Genomic DNA, 19839 nt, shown 5'->3' on the forward strand with positions numbered 1-19839 from the left:
CATTCCCACGCGGAGCATGGGAACGATCAGCGCAGGACACAGATTTCACCATTAGCCCGCCCCAAGGCATACTTGCCACCCTCCGCTCTGCAGATCACTGAACCGCCCCATGCGTATCCACGTCAGTTTCATCGACCGCGTTGGCATCACCCAGGAAGTCCTGGCTATCCTCGGTGGGCGCAACCTCAATCTGGATGCGGTGGAGATGATCCCGCCGAACGTCTACATCGACGCGCCGACCCTGAGCCCGACAGTGCTCGAAGAGCTGAAAGATGCGTTGTTCCGCGTGCTCGGCGTGGAAGCGGTGACCGTGGTCGACATCCTCCCCGGCCAGCGTCGGCACTTGCAACTCGATGCCTTGCTCGCGGCGATGACCGATCCTGTTCTAGCCCTCGACAGCGCCGGCAAAGTCTTGCTCGGCAACCCGGCCTTGATCGCCCTCTACGGTCGCGAACCGGCCGGCGAAAGTGTCTCCGAATTGTTCAACGACCCCGGCCTGCTCGACACGCTGCTCGAACACGGCTTCCGTCTGCCGCTGCGGGAAATCACCGTCAACGGTCAAACCTTGTTGCTCGACGCCACGCCAATCACCGACGCCGGCGCCCTGCTCACGTTGTATCAACCCAACCGCATCGGCGAGCAGCTCTCGGCGCTGCACCACGATCACGCCGAAGGTTTCGATGCGCTGCTCGGCGAATCCCCGGCGATCCGTACGCTCAAGGCCCGTGCTCAACGTGTAGCAGCCCTCGATGCGCCGCTGTTGATTCAAGGCGAAACCGGTACCGGCAAAGAACTGGTCGCCCGCGCCTGTCACGCGATCAGTGCGCGGCACAACGCGCCGTTCCTTGCTCTGAACTGCGCAGCGCTGCCGGAGAACCTCGCCGAGAGCGAGCTGTTCGGCTACGCCCCCGGCGCCTTCACCGGTGCGGCGCGTGGCGGCAAACCGGGGCTGATGGAGCTGGCCAACCAGGGTACGGTGTTTCTCGATGAGATCGGCGAGATGTCGCCGTACTTGCAGGCGAAATTGCTGCGCTTCTTGAATGACGGCAGCTTCCGTCGCGTGGGCGGTGATCGAGAGGTCAAGGTCAACGTGCGCATCCTCAGCGCGACCCACCGCGATCTGGAAAAAATGGTCAGCGAAGGGTCGTTCCGCGAGGATCTGTTCTATCGCCTCAACGTGCTCAACGTGGAAGTGCCGCCGCTGCGTGAACGTGGTCAGGACATTCTGCTGTTGGCGCGCTACTTCATGCAGCAGGCCTGCGCGCAGATTCAGCGCCCGGTCTGCCGCCTCGCCCCGGGCACTTACCCGGCGCTGCTCGGCAATCGCTGGCCGGGCAACGTGCGGCAACTGCAGAACGTGATCTTCCGCGCGGCGGCGATTTGCGAAAGCAGCCTGGTGGACATCGGCGACCTCGACATCGCCGGCACCTCGGTGGCGCGGCAGACTGACAGCGATGTCGACAGCCTCGAACAAGCGGTCGAGTCGTTCGAGAAAGCGCTGCTGGAAAAACTCTACGTCAGCTATCCCTCGACCCGGCAACTGGCGAGCCGCCTGCAGACTTCGCATACCGCTATCGCCCATCGGTTGCGCAAGTACGGCATCCCCAACAAGCCATAACGCCCTTTGCAAATTCAGCAAATCCGATGTCGTGCCTTTGTAGGAGCAGAGCTTGCTCGCGAAAGCGGCCTTTCAGTTGCAATTAATGGCGACTGACAGACCGCCTTCGCGAGCAAGCTCTGCTCCTACATTTTGAACTGTGTTCCAGATTGTTTTCTGTAGGAGTTGCTGGAGGCTGCGATCTGTTGACTCTGGATGTGTATTGGCCGGGACAAGATCGCAGCCTTCGGCAGCTCCTACAGTCCGGGTTTCCAATCCGACATTTGTAGTTACTGCTTAAAAGCGACCTCCGCCTGTACTGAAAGCGCTACAGCGGAATGATGTCGTTACACCCTCCTCTGATCACCGCTGTGCAAGGCTTTGATCCGGTTCAGCTTTTCTCCTCGCCTTGTGCCGTAGCGATTTCGCTACACACGCCACTGAGTCACATCCATCCAAATCACTCAACTCATTGATTTATAACGATAAATCAACCTTGGCCGCGTTCTTGCTAATCAACCTTTCATAAATAAAGGGCTTCCCTGCCCAAGCCTTCCACCGCGTCCACCAGACGAGTCTGGCCCCTGAGGAGTTTCCATGAGCGAGTTGCGTTTTACTGAAGATCACGAATGGCTGCGCACCGAAGCTGACGGCAGCGTTACTGTCGGCATCACCGCTTTCGCGCAGAACGCCTTGGGCGACGTGGTGTTCGTGCAACTGCCTGAATTGCAGGCGTACGACAAAGGCGCTGAAGCCGCCACCGTGGAATCGGTGAAAGCCGCCAGCGGCGTGTACATGCCCCTCGACGGCGAAGTGCTGGCAACCAACCCGGCGCTGGAAGACAGCCCGGAACTGGTCAACGAAGATCCGCTGGGCGAAGGCTGGTTCTTCCGCTTCCAGCCAAGCGACGCCGCCGCTGTCGGCAAACTGCTCGATCAGGACGCGTACGACCGTCTGATCAAAGCCCAAGCCGAAGCCTGAGGAACACCGACATGACTCAAGTAAACCTTGGCACCGCCAACGAATTCATCGCCCGTCACATCGGCCCGCGCGCCGGTGACGAGCAAGCCATGCTCAACAGCCTCGGCTTCGATTCGCTTGAAGCGCTGAGCGCCAGCGTCATCCCGGAAAGCATCAAGGGCACCAGCGTGCTCGGCATGGACGACGGCCTCAGCGAAGCCGATGCCCTGGCGATGATCAAAGGCATCGCCGGCAAGAATCAGCTGTTCAAGACTTACATCGGCCAGGGCTACTACAACTGCCACACGCCGTCGCCGATCCTGCGCAACTTGCTGGAAAATCCGGCCTGGTACACCGCTTACACGCCGTACCAGCCAGAAATTTCCCAGGGCCGTCTCGAAGCGTTGCTGAACTTCCAGACCATGATCAGCGACCTAACCGGCCTGCCGATCGCCAACGCCTCGCTGCTCGACGAAGCCACCGCCGCTGCCGAAGCCATGACCTTCTGCAAACGCCTGAGCAAGAACAAGGGCAGTCACCAATTCTTCGCCTCGATCCACAGCCATCCGCAAACCCTCGACGTACTGCGCACCCGTGCCGAGCCACTTGGCATTGAAGTTGTTGTGGGCGATGAGCGTGAACTGACTGACGTGACGCCGTTCTTCGGCGCGCTGCTGCAATACCCGGCCGCCAACGGTGACGTGTTCGACTACCGCGAACTGACCGAACGCTTCCACGCCGCCAACGCCTTGGTGGCCGTGGCCGCTGACCTGCTGGCCCTGACCCTGCTGACCGCCCCGGGCGAATTCGGCGCTGACGTCGCCATCGGTTCGGCACAACGCTTCGGCGTGCCGCTGGGCTTCGGTGGCCCGCACGCCGCTTACTTCTCCACCAAAGATGCGTTCAAGCGCGACATGCCGGGCCGTCTGGTCGGTGTTTCGGTTGACCGTTTCGGCAAGCCGGCCCTGCGTCTGGCGATGCAAACTCGCGAACAACACATCCGTCGCGAGAAGGCCACCTCGAACATCTGCACCGCACAGGTGCTGCTGGCCAACATCGCCAGCATGTACGCCGTCTACCACGGCCCGAAAGGCCTGACGCAGATCGCCAACCGCGTTCATCACCTGACCGCGATTCTGGCCAAGGGCCTGACCGCGCTGGGCGCGAACGTCGAACAAGCCAGTTTCTTCGACACCCTGACCGTGGCCACTGGCGCGCAAACCGCCGCGCTGCACGACAAGGCGCACGCTGCACAGATCAACCTGCGCGTGGTTGACGCTCAGCGTCTGGGCCTGTCGGTCGATGAAACCACCACGCAGGCTGATATCGAAACCCTGTGGGGCCTGTTCGCTGACGGCAAAACCCTGCCGGATTTCGCTGCGCTGGCCGCCTCGGTACTGAGCACCATTCCTGCGTCGCTGGTACGTCAGTCGCCAATCCTCAGCCACCCGGTGTTCAACCGTTATCACTCGGAAACCGAGCTGATGCGCTACCTGCGCAAACTGGCGGACAAGGATCTGGCACTGGATCGCACCATGATCCCGCTGGGCTCGTGCACCATGAAACTCAACGCCGCCAGCGAAATGATCCCGGTGACCTGGGCTGAATTCGGTGCCCTGCACCCGTTCGCCCCAGCCGCACAGAGCGCCGGTTACCAGCAACTGACCGACGAACTGGAAGCGATGCTTTGCGCCGCCACCGGTTACGACGCGATCTCGCTGCAACCGAACGCCGGTTCGCAAGGTGAATACGCTGGCCTGCTCGCCATCCGCGCTTATCACCAGAGCCGTGGCGATGAGCGCCGCGACATCTGCCTGATCCCGTCTTCCGCCCACGGCACTAACCCGGCCACCGCCAACATGGCTGGCATGCGCGTGGTCGTGACTGCGTGCGATGCCCGCGGCAACGTTGATATCGAAGACTTGCGCGCCAAAGCCATCGAGCACCGCGAACACCTCGCCGCGCTGATGATCACTTACCCGTCGACCCACGGCGTGTTCGAAGAAGGCATCCGCGAAATCTGCGGGATCATTCATGACAACGGCGGCCAGGTGTACATCGACGGCGCCAACATGAACGCGATGGTCGGTCTCTGCGCACCGGGCAAGTTCGGCGGCGACGTCTCCCACCTGAACCTGCACAAAACCTTCTGCATCCCCCACGGCGGTGGCGGCCCGGGCGTTGGCCCGATTGGCGTGAAATCGCACCTGACCCCGTTCCTGCCCGGCCACGGCCAGATGGAACGCAAGGAAGGCGCGGTCTGCGCAGCACCGTTCGGCAGCGCAAGCATTCTGCCGATCACTTGGATGTACATTCGCATGATGGGCGGCGCCGGTTTGAAGCGCGCTTCGCAGTTGGCGATCCTCAATGCCAACTACATTTCACGTCGCCTCGAAGAGCACTACCCAGTGCTGTACACCGGCAGCAACGGTCTGGTGGCGCATGAGTGCATTCTGGATCTGCGTCCGTTGAAAGACAGCAGCGGCATCAGCGTTGATGACGTCGCCAAGCGCCTGATCGACTTCGGCTTCCACGCGCCGACCATGTCCTTCCCGGTCGCCGGCACGCTGATGATCGAGCCGACCGAAAGCGAATCCAAGGAAGAACTGGACCGCTTCTGCGACGCCATGATCCGCATCCGCGAAGAAATCCGCGCGGTGGAAAACGGCACGCTGGACAAGGACGACAACCCACTGAAAAACGCTCCGCACACCGCAGCGGAACTGGTTGGCGAGTGGACGCACCCGTACAGCCGCGAACAAGCGGTTTACCCGGTTGCATCGTTGGTTGAAGGCAAATACTGGCCACCGGTCGGTCGTGTCGACAACGTCTTCGGCGACCGCAACCTGGTCTGCGCCTGCCCGTCGATCGAAAGCTACGCTTAAGAGAAGCAGTTGCGAGCTTTGAGCTACAAGCTGCAAGTAAGGGCTGATCTGCTTTTTACTTGCGGCTTGTGTCTTGCTGCATGCACTGCGGCCTTGCAGAAACAGCAAGGAAAAACCCGATCCGCTTTTACTTGTAGCTTGCAACTTGAAGCTCACAACTGCTCCGCAGGAGCCCCCCCTCATGTCGTTAAGCGTGTTCGACCTGTTCAAGATTGGCATCGGCCCCTCCAGTTCCCACACCGTCGGCCCGATGCGTGCTGCTGCGCGTTTCGCCGAAGGTTTACGCCGTGAAAACCTGCTGACGGCCACCGCCAGCGTTCGTGTCGAGTTGTACGGTTCCCTCGGCGCCACTGGCAAAGGTCACGGCAGCGACAAAGCCGTGCTGCTCGGCCTCGAAGGCGAACACCCGGACACTGTTGATACCGAAACCGTCGCCGCGCGCCTGCAGGAAATTCGCGGCAACGCTCGCTTGAACCTGCTCGGTGAACACAGCATTGCGTTCAACGAGAAAGAACACCTGGCGATGATCCGCAAGCCGCTGGCCTATCACCCCAACGGCATGATCTTCCGCGCCTTCGATGCGGCCGGGCTGCAGATCCGCAGCCGCGAGTACTACTCGGTCGGTGGTGGTTTTGTCGTCGATGAAGACGCGGCCGGTGCCGACCGCATCGTCGAAGACGCGACGCCGCTAACCTTCCCGTTCAAAAGTGCCAAGGACTTGCTCAGTCATTGCGCCACTTACGGTCTATCGATCAGCCAAGTGATGCTGACCAACGAAAGCGCCTGGCGCCCGGAAGCGGAAACCCGCGCCGGCCTGCTGAACATCTGGCAAGTGATGCAGGACTGCGTCGCTGCCGGTTGCCGTAACGAAGGTATTTTGCCCGGTGGTTTGAAGGTCAAACGCCGAGCGGCAGCGTTGCACCGGCAACTGTGCAAAAACCCGGAATCGGCGCTGCGCGACCCGTTGTCGGTGCTCGACTGGGTCAACCTTTACGCCCTCGCCGTCAATGAAGAAAACGCCAACGGTGGGCGCGTGGTCACTGCACCCACCAACGGTGCGGCGGGGATTATTCCGGCGGTGCTGCATTACTACATGCGTTTTATCCCCGGCGCGAATGACGACGGCGTGGTGCGGTTTCTGCTGACCGCTGCGGCCATCGGCATTCTCTACAAGGAAAACGCCTCGATCTCCGGCGCCGAAGTCGGTTGTCAGGGTGAAGTCGGCGTGGCCTGTTCTATGGCCGCCGGCGCGTTGTGTGAAGTGCTCGGTGGCAGTGTTCAGCAAGTCGAGAACGCCGCAGAAATCGGCATGGAGCACAACCTCGGCCTCACCTGCGATCCGATTGGCGGGTTGGTGCAGGTGCCGTGCATCGAGCGCAATGCGATGGGCTCGGTGAAAGCCATCAACGCGGTGCGCATGGCCATGCGCGGCGACGGCCAGCATTTCGTCTCCCTCGACAAAGTCATCCGCACCATGCGTCAGACCGGCGCCGACATGAAAAGCAAATACAAAGAGACCGCCCGCGGCGGTCTGGCGGTCAACATCATTGAATGCTGAACCTTATTTAACGTCGCCTCCCTCAGGGAGACGATCGCACTTAGCCCCCTCTCCCTCCGGGAGAGAAACGTAACTAACTCCCTCTCCCTCCGGGAGAGGGCTGGGGTGAGGGGCTTTTGATCTTGATCTTGCCCTTACCCCAAACCCAAATTTTCAAGGAGCCACGCATGTCCACCGAACAACTGTCGAAAACTCCACTTCACGCCCTGCACATCGAACTCGGCGCCCGCATGGTGCCGTTCGCCGGCTATGACATGCCGGTGCAATACCCGCTCGGCGTGATGAAAGAACACCAGCACACCCGTGAACACGCCGGGCTGTTCGACGTCTCGCACATGGGCCAGATCCGCCTGACCGGCGCCAACGCCGCCAAAGCCCTGGAAACCCTGGTACCGGTGGACATCATCGACCTGCCGGTGGGCATGCAGCGTTACGCCATGTTCACCAACGAGACCGGCGGCATCCTCGATGACCTGATGGTCGCCAACCTCGGCAACGACGAACTGTTCCTGGTGGTCAACGCCGCGTGCAAGGATCAGGATCTCGCCCATCTGCAAAAACACATCGGCGACCAGTGCACCATTACAGAGCTGTTCGAAGAGCGCGCCCTGCTGGCGCTGCAAGGCCCGGCAGCCGTTACGGTGCTGGCGCGCCTTGCACCGGAAGTCGCGAAGATGACCTTCATGCAATTCAACCGCGTGTCGTTGCTGGGCGTGGACTGCTTCGTCAGCCGCTCGGGCTACACTGGTGAAGACGGTTTCGAAATCTCCGTTCCTGCCGCCGATGCAGCAAAACTCGCCCGTGCCCTGCTCGCCGAACCGGAAGTCCAGGCCATCGGCCTCGGCGCCCGCGATTCGCTGCGCCTCGAAGCCGGCCTGTGCTTGTACGGTCACGACATGAACACCGAAACCACACCGATCGAAGCCAGCCTGTTGTGGGCGATCTCCAAGCCCCGTCGTGCAGACGGCGCGCGGGCCGGTGGTTTCCCGGGTGCAGAGCAGGTATTCGCACAGCAACAGAATGGCGTCGCACGTAAACGCGTCGGCCTGCTGCCGCAAGAACGTACCCCGGTGCGCGAAGGCGCTGAAATCGTCAACGAAGCCGGCGAGATCATCGGCAGCGTGTGCAGCGGCGGTTTCGGTCCGACTCTCGGCGGGCCTTTGGCGATGGGTTACCTCGACAAGGCTTATAACGCGATCGATACCGTCGTATGGGCCATCGTGCGTGGGAAAAAGGTGCCAATGCTTGTAAGCAAAATGCCATTTGTTCCGCAACGCTACTACCGTGGTTGATTGACTGTTTCTATAAGTAACGCGGTTGCGTTAAACGTGCACTAATGTGTAACGCAACCGCCATAAAACAGTGCATCTCCCACCCTTCTATTCGAATATGAACTTTGCTTATAACGATCGAAAACAATTGAACAAGCGAATCGCCTAAGCCGCACTAGTGAACTGACTAATTGCCATCAAGCGTAGGGAAACCGGGGCCTTCACGGGGGCTTGTTTTTTCTCCCGTAGTTGGCGTAGAGTTTGTTCACTGTGTTTGCATGGGTCAGCTTTGAATCGTGACCTGGGCAGTAGCCTACAAGTTAGCTACATCCCGTTCGACGTCTTCTTACTCTCCTGCAACCAGCCCCAGTACTCTTTCATGTGAAAGAGACTGTCATTAATTTTTGCGTCAAAGGAAATAAGAAATGTCCACACGTCAGAGCGGTACCGTCAAGTGGTTTAACGACGAGAAAGGTTTTGGTTTTATCACTCCAGAAAGCGGTCCGGATCTGTTCGTGCATTTCCGCGCCATTCAGGGCAACGGCTTCAAGAGCCTGAAAGAAGGCCAGAAAGTGACTTTCGTTGCTGTGCAGGGCCAGAAAGGCATGCAGGCTGACGAAGTACAAGCAGAAGCCTAATCTTCTGTAACGAAAAAGCCCCTGATATTGATATCAGGGGCTTTTTTGTGCGCGCGAACCCGTAAAATGGCGCTTCCTTTCGCGTCCAGAGGCTGCCATGTCGAAAAACCTGCTCACTCCCCAGGGCGATTTTCCTGCCGTTGGCCTGGGCCGCCGTCTGGCCGCGATGTTCTATGACTTTCTGCTGTGCACGGCACTGTTGATCGTCACCGGTTTCATTTACAAACTGATCCAGGCCGCGATCATCGGCGAAGAACGCCTGCGCGTGCTGACCGATGCCGGAAAAATGGACGGCGATCCGCTGTATTCGACGGTACTGTTGTTGGTGCTGTTTGGATTCTTTGCCAAGTTCTGGACCCACGGCGGGCAGACACTGGGAATGCAGGTGTGGGGGATTCGCGTGCAAAACGCGGATGGCAGCGCGATCAGCCTGTGGCAGGCACTGTTGCGGTTTATGGTGTCGATTGCGTCGTGGCTGTGCGTGGGGATGGGTTTCTTCTGGTCGCTGTACGACAAGCAGAAACGCACGTGGCATGACATCTATTCGGATACGCGCGTGGTGCGAATCCCGAAGAAACAAAAGTAAGCGCCCACAAAAAAGATCGCAGCCTTCGGCAGCTCCTACAGGGATCAATGTAGGAGCTGCCGAAGGCTGCGATCTTTTGCTTTTAGGCGTTACCGGCGAGCTTCATCCGTGCAGCCTGGGTGAAGTCGAGCATGCGCTTCAACGGGCGAATTGCCTGCGGAATCAGCGCCGGATCGACAAAGATCTCGTTCGTGCCTTCCTTCAAGCTCTTCAGCGTGCGCTCAAGGGTGTTCATGGCCATCCACGGGCAATGTGCGCAACTGCGGCATGCTGCGCCGTTACCGGCGGTTGGCGCCTCGATGAAGACCTTGTCCGGGCACAGCTGCTGCATCTTGTAGAAGATGCCACGATCGGTCGCAACGATCAGCGTCTTGTTCGGCAACGACTGTGCAGCGGCAATCAGCTGACTGGTTGAGCCCACGGCGTCTGCCAGCTCAATCACCGAGGTCGGTGACTCCGGGTGCACCAGAATCGCGGCGTCCGGGTACAGCGCTTTCATGTCTTCGAGCTGCTTGGACTTGAACTCCTCGTGGACGATACAGGCACCGTCCCACAACAGCATGTCGGCGCCAGTCTTGCGCTGGATGTACGTCCCCAGGTGCTTGTCAGGGCCCCAGATAATCGTCTCGCCGTTGTCCATCAGGCTTTCGACGATCTCCAGCGCGCAACTCGATGTCACCACCCAGTCGGCTCGCGCTTTAACAGCAGCGGAGGTGTTGGCGTAGACCACCACCGTACGTTCCGGGTGCTGATCGCAGAACGCCGAGAACTCGTCGACCGGGCAACCCAGATCCAGCGAGCAGGTCGCCTCAAGCGTCGGCATCAGCACGCGTTTTTCCGGGTTGAGAATCTTCGCGGTCTCGCCCATGAACTTCACGCCGGCGACCACCACGGTCTTGGCCGGGTGGGCGTTGCCGAAGCGCGCCATTTCCAGGGAGTCGGACACGCAACCGCCGGTTTCTTCGGCCAGAGCCTGAATCACCGGGTCGCAATAAAAGTGGGCAACCAGCACCGCGTCCTGAGCCTTGAGCTCGGCGGCGATGGCGGCACGGTAATAAGCCTCTTCCTCAGCCGTCAGCGGTTTGGGCTGTTTGGCATCGAGGTGGGCTTGAACCAGAAGGCGTTCGGAAATCTGCGTCATGTTCGCAAGACCTGCAGGCGCGTTCGCGCGAAAGTCGAGTATACACCCGGCTCCGGACCGCTTGAGGGTACCGCCGGGAGAGTGAGTATTATCAGGCACGGACAGCATTGAAGCTGCGCAAGGCTACAGAATATCCCGTTGATACAAAAGATCATTCTGACCTGCGTCAGCGCTGCTGCCACTGAAACGACGCGGGGCCGAATTGCAGGCAAAAAAAAACCCGGAAATCCTCACTTGCGTGGGCCTTCCGGATTTTCTAAACCGCCAAAAATGGTGGGTCGTGTGGGATTCGAACCTACGACCAATTGGTTAAAAGCCAACTGCTCTACCAACTGAGCTAACGACCCGCTGTGTGGTGGCGCGTATAATACTGATTTTTAAGGACTATTCAACACCTTTTTGAAAATAATCAAAAATAAGGTGTTGGGTCGTCCACACCAGCGGCCGCGAAGCCTTCCGCACGCAGGCGGCAGCTGTCGCATTTGGCGCACGCGCGACCTTCATCGTCGGCCTGATAGCAGGAAACGGTGAGACCATAATCAACGCCCAGCTTCACGCCGGCCTGGACGATCTGCGCCTTGCTCAGGTTCTGCAACGGCGCCTGGATGCGGAAGCCATTGCCTTCCACGCCAGCCTTGGTTGCCAGGTTGGCCATGCGCTCGAACGACTCGATGAACTCGGGACGGCAATCCGGGTAACCGGAATAGTCCACCGCGTTCACACCGATAAAGATGTCGCGCGCGCCAAGCACTTCTGCCCAACCCAATGCCAACGACAGGAACACGGTATTACGTGCCGGCACGTAGGTCACCGGAATGCCTTCGCCGAGTTCTTCCGGAATGTCGATGCTGGTGTCGGTCAGGGCCGAGCCGCCCATGCCGTTCAGGTTCAGGCCAATCACTTTGTGCTCGACCACACCCAAATCGCGGGCGACGCGTGCAGCGGCGTGCAATTCGGCGTGGGAGCGCTGACCGTAGTCGAAGCTCATGGTGTAGCAGGCGTAACCTTCAGCGCGGGCCATGGCCACGACCGTTGCCGAGTCGAGACCACCGGACAGCAGGATTACCGCACGTTTTTCGTTAGTGTTCAGTTGTTCAGTCATATCAGCGCCCCGGCTCATCATTCCATAGATATTTATGCAGCTGCAGTTGCAACCGCACTGGCAGGTTGTCTGCCACCACCCAGTCCGCCAGATCCCTGGCATTGAGGTCATGATGACTTGGCGAAAACAGCACTTCGCCCGCACGTCGATCAAGCCCGTACTGAATCAGTTTCGATACCGCCCAGTCATAGTCTTCCCGCGAGCAGATGACAAACTTCACCTGATCGTTGGGGGTCAGCAATTCGATATTTTCGTAACGGTTGCGATGGGCTTCTTTCGAACCCGGCGTTTTCAGGTCAACCACGCGACTGACGCGCGGATCGACCGCCGAGACGTCGAGGGCGCCGCTGGTTTCCAGCGAGACCTCGTAACCGGCATCACACAACTGTTTAAGCAGAGGAATGGCATTGGGTTGTGCCAGCGGCTCACCGCCGGTGACACAAACGTAGCGCGGACGAAATCCGGCCACTTGCTCGAGGATGTCGTCGAGGCTGCGCACGGTGCCGCCACTGAACGCATAGGCGCTGTCGCAGTATTGGCAACGCAAAGGGCAACCGGTCAGGCGCACAAAAACAGTGGGCAGCCCGGCAGTCCGCGTTTCCCCCTGCAAAGAGTAGAAAACTTCGGTGATTCTCAATGTGTCTTGCATAGTCGCCACGGGCGTAACAGCTAAACAGGCTGTCCGCCTCCGTCAGGCACTTCAGGCAATCCCGCCAACGCGTAGACCGCAAGAAGCGTGTTTCAGAAAAAGGGCGTGAATTCTAACGAAAAAACCCGCGACAAGCGCGGGTTTCTTCTTGAAAGGTCAAACGGCCTTACATGCGTTGCAGATCGCGTTGGGCCAACTGAGCGGCGGAGGTACCCGGATATTGGGCCACCACTTGCTGCAGAATGCCTTTGACCTTGTCGGTGTGACCAAGGCGGCGCTCTACATCAGCCAGCTTGTACAGCGAATCCGGCACTTTGGCGTGCTTGGGATACAGCTGCGAAACCTTGGCGAAAGCCTGACCCGCACCTTGCAGATCGCCTTTGGCCAGGTTGACTTCGCCCAACCAGTACTGGGCGTTGCCCGCGTATTGGCTGTTCGGGTATTTGCGCAGGAAAGCGGCAAAAGCCTGGCTGGCCTTGTCGAAATCCTTGGCTTTGATCAGGTCGAAAGCGGCATCGTAATACAGCTTTTCTTTGGCCGGATCAGCCGGTTCGCTACCCGCAGCCGGGGCCTGGGTTGCTGCAGCAGCAGCCCCTGCACCAGCGGCAGCACCGGCAGCAGCGCTTGCGTCGCCACCGGCAGAAGAATTCTCGGGAGTCGCGGCAGGTGCAGCACCGGATCCTATGCGCCGATCAAGATCCTGGTATCGCTCCAGGGATTCCTGCTTCATGCGCGCAACCTGATTCTGCAGTTCTTCAATCACGCCTTGCTGGCGCGAGATCTGATCCTGCATCTGTTGCAATTGGTTGAACAGCATGCCTTGTGCCGAGGCAGGGGCCGAAGCCGCTCCCCCGGCATAGGCGCCGTTCGTACCGTAACCTGCAGGCGGATAACTGCTCCCGCTATTGTTATAACCGGAGTTGTCATCGACCACAGGAACCGCAGCCCACGCCGCAAGCGGCGCGAGGCTGAGAGCCAGAACAGTTACAGCACGACGGCACGTTCGCATATCGAATTACTTACGCAGTTCGACGCGACGGTTTTGAGCCCAGGACTGCTCGTCGTTGCCGGTAGCAACTGGACGCTCTTCGCCGTAGGAAACCAGTTCCAGCTGAGCTGGGGAAACACCTTGCAGTACCAGGTAGCGTTGAACGGCTTTCGCACGACGCTCGCCCAGTGCCATGTTGTACTCACGAGTACCACGTTCGTCGGTGTTGCCTTCCAGAACAACGCGAGCGCCGTTTGCTTTCAGGTCTTTGGCGTGAACGTCCAGAGCGCGCATGGCTTCTGGCTTCAGGTCCGAGCTGTCGTATTCGAAGTAGAAGGTGGTGATTGCGCGCAGAGCAGCTTCTTCGCTCAGGGAACCGTCAACGGCACCAGTGTTTGCGCCGTAACCAGCGTTTGGATCAACAGCGCCTTCACCGGCGTTGTCGCCGCCTTTGGACGAGCAACCTACAGCTACAGCCATGGCCAGAGCCAGCGCAGCAAATTTACCAAACTTCAGCATTTCCATCGTGAAACTCCTAATGAACCCCAGTGTGTTAAGTAAAACGTGTAGCGCCCGCTCACTTCAGGTAAGGGGACCAGGACGGTTCTCTGACTTCGCCTTGAGCGGTAGGAAGCGGGAGCCTAACGCGTCCATTAATGGACACGAGCATCAAGACTCCCCGGCCCTGTTGGCGGGTGGCGTAGATTACCATGGTGCCGTTGGGCGCAACAGTAGGCGACTCGTCCAGAGTGCTATCAGTGAGGATCTTTACACTACCTCGCTGCAAATCCTGGGCTGCCACCTTGAAATTGGTGAAACCGTCCTGACGATGGATCATCACCAGGGTCTTTTCATCCGCCGACAATTTAGGGTTGGCGTTGTAGTTACCGATGAAGGTCACTCGCTCCGCACCGCCGCCACTGGCGCTGGTTTTGTAGATCTGTGGCTTGCCGCCGCGATCCGAAGTGAAGTAGATGGTCGAACCATCCTTGCCCCAGTACGGTTCGGTGTTGATGCCTGGACCTGCGGTCACGCGAGTGATCTGACGCGAAGCCAGGTTCATCACGTAAATGTCCGGGTTACCGTCTTTCGACAGGACGAACGCCAGACGATCACCATTCGGCGACCAGGCCGGTGCACCGTTCAAACCTTCGAAGTTGGTGATCTGCTCACGACGACCGGTGTCGATGTTCTGCATGAAGATGCGCGGACGGCGCTGTTCAAACGAAACATAAGCGATGCGCTTGCCATCCGGTGCGAAACGCGGCGACAGGATCGGCTCACGCGATTGCAGCAGAGTCACGGCGCGAGCACCGTCGTAGTCCGAACGTTGCAGGGTGTAGCGAGTGTTCTTCTCGGAGAAACGCTCGGCCGTTACGTACAGCAGGCGAGTCGAGAACGCACCCGGGATACCGGTGAGTTTTTCGAACGACTGGTCAGCAATGAAGTGCGCCATGTCGCGGATTTGATCCGTGGTACCGGAGACACTGCCGTCAGCCACTTTCTGTTCGGTGGCAACGTTGAACAGTGCCCATTGCACCTGCAGGCGACCGCCGGCTGGAGCAATGCTGCCGACCATCATGTATTGAGCACCCACCGCCTTCCAGTCACGGAAGATGATTTCGCTCGGCTGGCTTGGCTGGCTGATCATGTTTTGCTTTGGAATCGGCGAGTAGTAGCCCGAGTTACGCAAATCGTTACCAATGATTTCAGCCATGTCGTCCGGCAGGACGGCACCGCCCTGCATACCAAACGGTATAACCGCGATCGGAGTAGCCCGATCACTGCCGCTGGTAACCAGAATGTTCTTTTCATCAGCCATCGCGATCCCTGCCATGCAGCAGATCACGACCAGCATTCCTCGAAGAAGGTTTCTCACAAGGCTAGATCCTCAGGTGTGAATGTCATCTTGAATGAACGATACGGAGCGAAATCGCTCGGCTTCATTCCCTGCATTTCTGTCAAACGTCCAATATTCTTCACTGCCGCCACTGCCGAAGCATCAAACGGACCATCGCCGCTGGACTTGGACACGCTGACCGAAGTCACCGTACCGTCCGGCAACATGCCGATTTGCAGCACGACCGTCATGCCTTTACGTGCCGAAGGTGGTCGAGCCCAACCTTCTGCTGCTCGCGCACGAATCAGGTCATCGAAACTGCCCGCGACTTCGTCACCCTGCTCATCCGCCAAAGCCTGCTGGCGCTGCGGCGTGTCGGAAAGCAAATCGGCCAAGGCCTGAGCCTTTTTGTCTTCGGTCGATTTACGTGCCGCATCCTGCGCTTTCTTCTTCGCAGCATCGGCAGCAGCTTTCTTCTTCGCTTCGTCGGCGACTTTCTTCTTCGCCTCGTCAGCTTCAGCTTTCTTCTTGGCGTCGTCGGCGGCTTTCTTCTTCGCGTCTTCGACAATCTTCTTCTTGGCTTCTTCAGCGGCCGCTTTCTTGGCCTCTTCTTCAGCAGCCTTTTTGGCTTCGTCTTCGGCTTTCTTCTTGGCTATATCAGCCAATTGTTTCTCTTCTGCCTTTTTCGCCTCAGCCTTTTTCGCGTCGTCGGCTTTTTTGGCTTCATCAGCCTTTTTCGCTTCGTCCGCTTTTTTCGACTCGTCGGCCTTCTTGGCTTCCTCGGCTTTTTGAGCCGCTTCTTCTTTCTTTTGTTCCGCCGCAGCCTTGATCTCTTCCTGCTCGACCTTTTTCTGCTCCATCTGCTCGACTTCGGTCTGACGCGCGGCGGATTTCTTCGCCTCACCCGCAATCTTCTGATTGGTCTGGGTGGTTGCCTGACTTTTCGATTTCAGCTGGTACAGGGTCGCCTGGACAATCGGCTTGGCCGGCGGCAGCTCTGGTGTAAAGGCGAAACTGACGAACAGCATGCCGAACACCAGCACGTGCAGGACAATTGCCAGAACACTAGGCCAGAAGTAGCTTTCCGAGGCGGACGGCTCTCGCTGTTGCTGCATCAGGGGGCCTCGGTAATCAAACCAACATTACCGACCCCGGCTTTCTGCAACCCGCCCATGGCGCCCATGACGGAACCATAATCGACGGTCTTGTCACCGCGGATGAAGACCTGGGTACGCTTGCCGCCTTCGGTGCCGGCACGAATGATCTTGGTCACCGCGTCGGTCATTTGCGGCAGGGTCATGGCCCTGTCCTGTTGCTTCTCGGTATCGACTTCGCTGCCAAGGTTCCAGTAGTAGGTCTTGTCAGCCTTGATCGAAATGGTCAGGACTTGCGTGTTGTTGTCCTGCGGCAAGGCTTCGCTGGAAACCTTGGGCAGATCAACTTTCACGCCCTGATTGAGCATCGGCGCGGTCACCATGAAGATGACCAGCAGCACCAACATCACGTCGATGTAAGGCACCACGTTCATCTCGGCGACCGGCTTGCGCTTTTTGCGAGCTCGAGCGATTAAAGCCATTGGAAATTACCTGCTTATTCTTCGCTGGTGTGCACTTTGCGGTGCAGGATCGCCTGGAATTCATCGGCGAAGGTGTAGTAGCGGCCCAGCAAGGTTTCGCTGCGAGCGGCGAAACGGTTGTAAGCGATAACCGCAGGGATCGCGGCGAACAGACCGATCGCGGTGGCGATCAGGGCTTCGGCGATCCCCGGGGCCACAGTGGCCAGGGTTGCTTGCTGGGCGCTGGCCAGACCGCGGAAGGAGTTCATGATGCCCCACACAGTACCGAACAGACCGATGTACGGGCTGACCGAACCAACGGTGGCGAGGAACGGCAGGCTCTGCTCGAGTTTCTCTTCTTCACGGGAAATGGCAACGCGCATGGCACGGGCCACACCTTCCATCACCGCTTCAGGATCGACACCTGGCTGCTGACGCAGACGCGAGAACTCTTTGAAACCGGCGCGGAAGATTTGCTCGACGCCCGAATCCGGATCCGGGTTGCTGCCCGCCTGACGGTACAGTTTGGACAGATCGATACCCGACCAGAAGCGCTCTTCGAAGCTCTCCAGGGCGCGTCGACCGGCACGCAGCAGATTGCTACGCTGAAAGATCATGATCCATGAGGTCACCGATGCGGCCACCAGGGTCAACATTACCAACTGCACCACGATGCTGGCATTGCTGACCAGGCTCCACATGGAGGAATGGTCGACGACGTTAGCTTCCACGCTTTATCTCCTGCTTTGAGTGTGTACCCGGGCCGACCGCGTCGGCAAAGGCCGCACGCAAGTCTTCGGGAAGGGCCCGGGGTTTCAAACTGTTAGTGCGCACACAGGCCACCAAAAACTGCCCTTCACAGAGCAGCACATTATCCGTAGCCCGCCTGACCTGCTGTTTAAAGCGCAGGCTGGCACGGTTCAATTCGATTACTTCAGCGCTTACCAGCAGTTCGTCATCCAGTCGCGCCGGCGCGTGGTAACGCGCTTCGCTGGAATGCACGACAAACAACAGATCCTCCCCTGCCAACTGCGATTGGGCAAAGCCCAGTTCACGCAGCCGCTCGGTTCGAGCCCGTTCCATAAACTTGAGGTAATTAACGTAATACACGATGCCGCCCGCATCGGTGTCCTCGTAATAAACGCGACAACGATGTGCGAACGGCCCAAGCCCGTTTTGCGCGCGCATACTCTAGTGCTTACTCCTCAGGTTGCCAATCCGGCCAGGCAACTGTTTTTCATGGTTTCAAAGCTTTAACGCAAAAGTACCGTCGTCTGACAGTACAAACCCTGAATAAATCGACAACAAATGTGTATTAATCGTCCACGGCATCGAGAAACTCGTCTGCCACGGGCATTTCGCCCATTCGTGACGGAATGTTTAAACCGAAATGCAGGTACGCATGCCGGGTCACCACCCTGCCCCGTGGTGTGCGCATGATGTAGCCCTGTTGAATCAGGTACGGCTCCAGCACGTCTTCAATGGTGTGGCGCTCTTCGCTGATCGCCGCCGCCAGACTATCGATACCGACCGGCCCGCCGTCGAACTTCTCGATCATGGTCAACAGTAGACGCCGATCCTGATGGTCGAAGCCATGTTCATCAACGTCCAACAGGTTCAACGCCAAATCGGCGACCGACTTGGTGATGTGCCCTTTGGCGCGGACTTCAGCAAAATCACGCACGCGCCGCAACAAACGGTTGGCGATACGCGGCGTACCACGGGCACGGCGAGCGATTTCAAAGGCGCCTTCCGGATCCAGTGGCAAACCGAGAATAGCCGCCGAACGACTGACAATCGTCGACAGATCGGCGGTGCTGTAGAACTCAAGACGCTGGACGATACCGAAGCGGTCACGCAGCGGGTTGGTCAGCATACCGGCGCGCGTCGTGGCACCGACCAGGGTAAACGGTGGCAGATCAAGCTTGATCGAACGCGCCGCCGGCCCTTCGCCGATCATGATGTCGAGCTGGAAATCTTCCATCGCCGGGTACAGCACTTCTTCCACGATCGGCGACAGGCGATGGATTTCATCGATAAACAACACGTCGTGCGGTTCAAGGTTGGTCAGCAATGCCGCGAGATCACCCGGACGTTCAAGCACCGGGCCCGAGGTACTCTTGATCGACACGCCCATTTCCTGGGCAATGATGTTGGCCAGCGTGGTTTTACCCAAGCCCGGCGGGCCGAAGATCAGCGTGTGGTCGAGGGATTCACTGCGGCCACGCGCGGCCTGGATGAACAATTCCATCTGCTCGCGCACGGTCGGCTGGCCAATATAGTCGGCCAGACTGACCGGGCGAATGGCCCGATCCTGGACTTCTTCGCGCTCACGCGGGCTGTGCGCGGCGGCGATCAGACGATCAGCTTCAATCACTTAAATCATTCCCTTCAGGGCGCGGCGAATCATGTCTTCACTGCTCAAATTCTTGTCCTTGATCGCGGAAATCGCCTTGCTCGCTTCCTGCGGTTTGTAACCCAGGGAAATCAACGCGCTGACGGCATCGTTCTCGGCGGTATTGACCGGCGCCGGGCCATCCGGCTGATTCGGCACCAGCGCAAACATAGCCGGCGAAGTTTCCCACGCCTTAAAGCGATCTTTCAGCTCGACCAGCAAACGCTCGGCCGTCTTCTTGCCAACGCCCGGCACCTTGGTCAGCGCCGAGGTGTCCTGGGATTGCACGCAGCGGATCAACTCGTCGACTTCCAGGCTCGACATCAACGCCAGGGCCAGTTTTGGCCCGACACCATTGAGACGGATCAACTCGCGAAAAAAGTCTCGCTCACGTTTACCGGAAAAACCATAGAGCAGTTGCGCGTCTTCGCGTACGACCAAATGGGTGTGCAGGGTCAGCGGTTCACCGACCGACGGCAGACGATAAAGCGTGGTCATCGGTACTTCCAGCTCATACCCGAGCCCGTTTACATCCAGAATCAGGTGCGGCGGCTGTTTCTCAGCCAGGGTGCCGCGCAAGCGTCCAATCACGTTTCAGATCCTTGAGCGTTGGCCAACCGTGGGCTGGCGACTGTCGAAACGCGGATTTCGGGCCGACGACACAGGCGCAAGCA

The 19839-nt window shown here is 58.8% G+C and carries 19 protein-coding genes and 1 tRNA gene; 7 read left to right on the forward strand and 13 right to left on the reverse strand.

Annotated features, from left to right (window positions below; translation table 11 throughout):
• The first annotated feature begins 109 nt into the window (after positions 1-109).
• The 7 genes from QMX93_RS10360 to QMX93_RS10390 all read left to right on the forward strand — a co-directional run bounded on the left by QMX93_RS10360 (position 110) and on the right by QMX93_RS10390 (position 9495).
• Positions 110-1618, forward strand: coding sequence for a sigma-54-dependent transcriptional regulator (locus tag QMX93_RS10360; RefSeq protein ID WP_212543892.1), 1509 nt, complete (start codon positions 110-112; stop codon positions 1616-1618).
• A gap of 576 nt (positions 1619-2194) precedes the next feature.
• Positions 2195-2578 (forward strand): glycine cleavage system protein GcvH, encoded by a 384-nt coding sequence (gene gcvH / locus QMX93_RS10365; RefSeq protein ID WP_180698637.1) that lies wholly within the window; start codon positions 2195-2197, stop codon positions 2576-2578.
• An 11-nt stretch (positions 2579-2589) separates the two neighbouring features.
• Positions 2590-5442: an aminomethyl-transferring glycine dehydrogenase gene (gene gcvP, locus QMX93_RS10370; RefSeq protein WP_282355432.1), complete on the forward strand. Its 2853-nt coding sequence runs from the start codon at positions 2590-2592 to the stop codon at positions 5440-5442.
• Between the two features lie 181 nt (positions 5443-5623).
• A complete protein-coding gene (locus QMX93_RS10375; protein WP_282355434.1) occupies positions 5624-7000 on the forward strand; it encodes an L-serine ammonia-lyase in 1377 nt (458 codons plus the stop codon).
• Between the two features lie 167 nt (positions 7001-7167).
• Positions 7168-8292 carry a glycine cleavage system aminomethyltransferase GcvT gene (gene gcvT, locus QMX93_RS10380; RefSeq protein WP_282355436.1) on the forward strand — a complete coding sequence of 375 codons (1125 nt, stop codon included), beginning with the start codon at positions 7168-7170 and terminating at the stop codon, positions 8290-8292.
• Between the two features lie 404 nt (positions 8293-8696).
• Positions 8697-8909, forward strand: coding sequence for a cold-shock protein (locus tag QMX93_RS10385; RefSeq protein WP_003227496.1), 213 nt, complete (start codon positions 8697-8699; stop codon positions 8907-8909).
• A 97-nt stretch (positions 8910-9006) separates the two neighbouring features.
• Positions 9007-9495 (forward strand): RDD family protein, encoded by a 489-nt coding sequence (locus QMX93_RS10390; RefSeq protein WP_282355437.1) that lies wholly within the window; start codon positions 9007-9009, stop codon positions 9493-9495.
• Positions 9496-9577: 82 nt separating this feature from the next.
• Here QMX93_RS10390 and nadA read toward each other — a convergent pair whose 3' ends face one another.
• From nadA to ruvA, 13 genes are all read right to left on the reverse strand, one after another.
• Positions 9578-10636, reverse strand: coding sequence for a quinolinate synthase NadA (gene nadA, locus QMX93_RS10395; protein WP_008080237.1), 1059 nt, complete (start codon positions 10634-10636; stop codon positions 9578-9580).
• A 271-nt stretch (positions 10637-10907) separates the two neighbouring features.
• Positions 10908-10983 (reverse strand) — tRNA-Lys (locus tag QMX93_RS10400).
• Between the two features lie 62 nt (positions 10984-11045).
• Positions 11046-11738, reverse strand: a complete 693-nt coding sequence (gene queC, locus QMX93_RS10405; RefSeq protein ID WP_053123071.1) for a 7-cyano-7-deazaguanine synthase QueC — start codon at positions 11736-11738, stop codon at positions 11046-11048.
• A 1-nt stretch (position 11739) separates the two neighbouring features.
• Positions 11740-12387, reverse strand: coding sequence for a 7-carboxy-7-deazaguanine synthase QueE (queE, locus tag QMX93_RS10410; RefSeq protein WP_159812532.1), 648 nt, complete (start codon positions 12385-12387; stop codon positions 11740-11742).
• Positions 12388-12553: 166 nt separating this feature from the next.
• Positions 12554-13396 (reverse strand): tol-pal system protein YbgF, encoded by an 843-nt coding sequence (gene ybgF / locus QMX93_RS10415; protein ID WP_053123074.1) that lies wholly within the window; start codon positions 13394-13396, stop codon positions 12554-12556.
• A gap of 6 nt (positions 13397-13402) precedes the next feature.
• A complete protein-coding gene (gene pal, locus QMX93_RS10420) occupies positions 13403-13900 on the reverse strand; it encodes a peptidoglycan-associated lipoprotein Pal (protein WP_003178634.1) in 498 nt (165 codons plus the stop codon).
• A 52-nt stretch (positions 13901-13952) separates the two neighbouring features.
• Positions 13953-15233 (reverse strand): Tol-Pal system beta propeller repeat protein TolB, encoded by a 1281-nt coding sequence (gene tolB / locus QMX93_RS10425; RefSeq protein ID WP_282355462.1) that lies wholly within the window; start codon positions 15231-15233, stop codon positions 13953-13955.
• A 17-nt stretch (positions 15234-15250) separates the two neighbouring features.
• A complete protein-coding gene (gene tolA / locus QMX93_RS10430) occupies positions 15251-16330 on the reverse strand; it encodes a cell envelope integrity protein TolA (RefSeq protein WP_053123075.1) in 1080 nt (359 codons plus the stop codon).
• A complete protein-coding gene (tolR, locus tag QMX93_RS10435; protein ID WP_161806672.1) occupies positions 16330-16782 on the reverse strand; it encodes a protein TolR in 453 nt (150 codons plus the stop codon). Before tolR ends, tolA begins: the two co-directional genes overlap by 1 nt.
• 23 nt (positions 16783-16805) lie before the next feature.
• On the reverse strand, positions 16806-17501 hold the full coding sequence (gene tolQ / locus QMX93_RS10440; RefSeq protein WP_008080223.1) for a protein TolQ: 696 nt from the start codon (positions 17499-17501) through the stop codon (positions 16806-16808).
• On the reverse strand, positions 17491-17958 hold the full coding sequence (gene ybgC, locus QMX93_RS10445) for a tol-pal system-associated acyl-CoA thioesterase (RefSeq protein WP_053123077.1): 468 nt from the start codon (positions 17956-17958) through the stop codon (positions 17491-17493). Before ybgC ends, tolQ begins: the two co-directional genes overlap by 11 nt.
• A gap of 127 nt (positions 17959-18085) precedes the next feature.
• The gene (ruvB, locus tag QMX93_RS10450) at positions 18086-19147 is read right to left on the reverse strand and encodes a Holliday junction branch migration DNA helicase RuvB (protein ID WP_053123079.1); all 1062 of its coding nucleotides are present in this window, start codon (positions 19145-19147) and stop codon (positions 18086-18088) included.
• On the reverse strand, positions 19148-19756 hold the full coding sequence (gene ruvA, locus QMX93_RS10455) for a Holliday junction branch migration protein RuvA (protein WP_053123081.1): 609 nt from the start codon (positions 19754-19756) through the stop codon (positions 19148-19150). It lies immediately after the preceding gene.
• Positions 19757-19839 lie beyond the last annotated feature (83 nt).

The sequence above is a fragment of the Pseudomonas sp. PS01303 genome (assembly GCF_029959385.1).
Classification (GTDB): domain Bacteria; phylum Pseudomonadota; class Gammaproteobacteria; order Pseudomonadales; family Pseudomonadaceae; genus Aquipseudomonas; species Aquipseudomonas rustica.